This is a genomic window from bacterium endosymbiont of Bathymodiolus sp. 5 South (assembly GCF_900128535.1).
Classification (GTDB): domain Bacteria; phylum Pseudomonadota; class Gammaproteobacteria; order PS1; family Pseudothioglobaceae; genus Thiodubiliella.
Genome location: NZ_FQTR01000217.1, coordinates 1 through 2,327 on the forward strand (window position 1 = coordinate 1; position 2,327 = coordinate 2,327).

Consider the following 2,327-nt stretch of genomic DNA (forward strand, 5'->3'; position numbering starts at 1 on the left):
GTAGTGCCACTCTAGGCTACCGATATTGTTTAAGTTTAATAAATTGCCATTGGCATCAAAGTTATTTTGGTTGTTATTTTCAGTGCCACGGTTGCTATTTGGGTGAATGGTGAGGGCTTGTTGCCAATCACCACTGTTTGCTTGGTGTGAGAGGTGGGTTAGGTTATTACCTGTATCGTAGGTATAGGTTTGACAATAGGGTTCTATCAACGATATTGTTGGAATATTGTTAAGATGATTGAATGTTATTGTCATACAGTTGCATTTTATAAAGTTAGTTTATATAGGGTGGTTTGGATCGGGATCCGGCTTAATAGGCGATAATTTGCTTAAATCCATTGGTGTTGGTGCCATTATATCGCCAAACCTTTCTCTCATAGCATCCCCTCTGCCAATAACTAAAAATGCATTTTCTGGTTTGTTGTCTTTGCCGTTAACCCACAATCCAAATTCGGTTTCTGAATTGCCTTACCTTAAATAGCCACTTTGAATAAAAAGATCAATGACAATTTTTGGAATTAAAGCAATACTTGTATTGGGTTTAAGCTTTTCCTGAACAGGGCATGAGTCTGAATGCACAAGTAAAAATTCTTTTGGTACTACACTTGTCAACAGATGAGCGGCGCCAACCCGTGCAAGTATATTGCCTTTTATTCTTGAAACTTCTAACCTAGGATTTTTCCAACCTCCTCCGCCAATATAAATGCCCTTAAATTTGCTACCTATGAATGCTAGCGCTGCTATCTTATAACTATAAATTACGGTAGCTTGCGCTAGATCTATATTGTTTCGATTCATAATATCAGCTACAAGTAGATCCGGATTTTTCACCGGATTTGAAGTGGGTCGTTTATTCCCTGAAATTGGAGCACATGTATTTTCAATCACCAGATTTCCAATATGATTTGGGTCAATATTTTTCGCTAAGTCTATAAGCAACATGCTTCCATTTGGTGTGCCATGCTCATCTCCAATCCAAATATTTAATTCGCTAGCCTTGTCTTTATTTATCCTTTGAAAAAAATCATCATTGGATATTGTATTGATACCATGCCCTGTCGGGTCTGTGTATTTAAGCGGATTGTTACTTACATAAACATACAAATTCAAGCCATCAACTGCCCCTGCTGAATCGGGGCTTATCCATCTTGCCAACCAAGGGGCTAAGTACCTAGCACTGTAGTAGCATAAACCACCGCTGTCATCTCTTTCTTTATTCGTGTAGCGGTAGCGTTTTTGCTGGGCTTGGGTTTTGTCTTTACCTGCGATAATGGCTGTGCCACCATAGGGGTAGTAGTGTTCGTAACTGAGAGTTTGGGCTTTGTCATCTAGTTCTAAGGTGTTGGATTGTAGATGACTGTTGAGTTGGTAGCGGGTTTGCGTCTTGTCTTTGCTGCTTTCGCTGAGGATGTGAGTACCAATGTGTAGAGTTTTGCTTGGTTGTTTTGCTTCGCTGGTTAAGAGGTCTAGTGAGGGCGAGTAGTCTCTTTGGTTTTGCACTTGGTGGTTGGATTCAGTTACAACACGGACTCGCTTGCCTTGGTAATCATAAACATAGTATTGTGTGGCGTTGCTTTTGTCTGATTTAGTAAGTTTATTCAAGGTGTTGTTGTGGTACCACTCTAGGTTAGCGATATTGTTTAAGTTTAATAGATTACCATTGGCATCAAAGTCGCTGGTGGATTGTTGGGTTTCAGTGCCACGATTGTTATTTGGGTGGATGGCGAGAGTTTGTTGCCAACCACTACTGTTTGCTTGATGCGATAGATTGGTTAGGTTATTGCCTGTGTCGTAGGTGTAGATTTGCTGGTAGGGTTCTAGGGTGTTTATAATTGCTAGAGCTTTTTTCATTTAATATTTATGAGGGCATGTGTTTAAGGGTTGTGCTTTAATAAGATCAACTATATCTCAATTCAAAAATAAAAATTGTACCTTTTAATACATGGCGAATTCAACCCATAACTGCAACACTTCCATTTAAAAAATTGTCAGAGGTTTTGGGGCGATGTAGATTACCAATAAGCTACAGCAAACAATTCAACATACCAAGCAATTTTAGAAGCATTATTTTACCTCCCCAATGGGATTTTTTAGGGTTAAAATAAAGCGTATTTTTAAAAAACCAACCTAAAATAATATTTATGCACACCCTTAAAAAACCCTTCACCCTGCTTTTAATACTCAGCCACCTAAACGCTTTTGTATTAGGTGGCGTAAGTAATGTCTACGCCGCCAATCAAGTTGTAGACACCACCAAAAGCCCAACAACTTTTATAGACACAACCGCCAACGGCGTTGATTTAATCAACATTGCAAACCCTAACTCT

General features: G+C 39.1%; 3 protein-coding genes and 1 pseudogene. 1 reads left to right on the top strand and 3 read right to left on the bottom strand.

The window, feature by feature from the left end; translation table 11 throughout:
- From BBROOKSOX_RS10140 to BBROOKSOX_RS12315, 3 genes and pseudogenes are all read right to left on the bottom strand, one after another.
- Positions 1-255: pseudogene (locus tag BBROOKSOX_RS10140) on the bottom strand (hypothetical protein); the annotation flags it as partial.
- A gap of 24 nt (positions 256-279) precedes the next feature.
- A complete protein-coding gene (locus tag BBROOKSOX_RS10145; protein WP_180323993.1) occupies positions 280-444 on the bottom strand; it encodes a hypothetical protein in 165 nt (54 codons plus the stop codon).
- 24 nt (positions 445-468) lie between these two features.
- Positions 469-1,851, bottom strand: coding sequence for an RHS repeat-associated core domain-containing protein (locus tag BBROOKSOX_RS12315; RefSeq protein ID WP_257607856.1), 1,383 nt, complete (start codon positions 1,849-1,851; stop codon positions 469-471).
- Between the two features lie 290 nt (positions 1,852-2,141).
- Here BBROOKSOX_RS12315 and BBROOKSOX_RS10155 point away from each other — a divergent pair.
- Positions 2,142-2,327: hypothetical protein (locus BBROOKSOX_RS10155; RefSeq protein WP_139661623.1), on the top strand; the 186-nt coding region annotated here is incomplete at its 3' end.

Coding starts and splice junctions, on each gene's coding strand:
- BBROOKSOX_RS12315 (WP_257607856.1), bottom strand. CDS start 1,851: ATGAAAAAAGCTCTAGCAATTATAAACACCCTAGAACCCTACCAGCAA.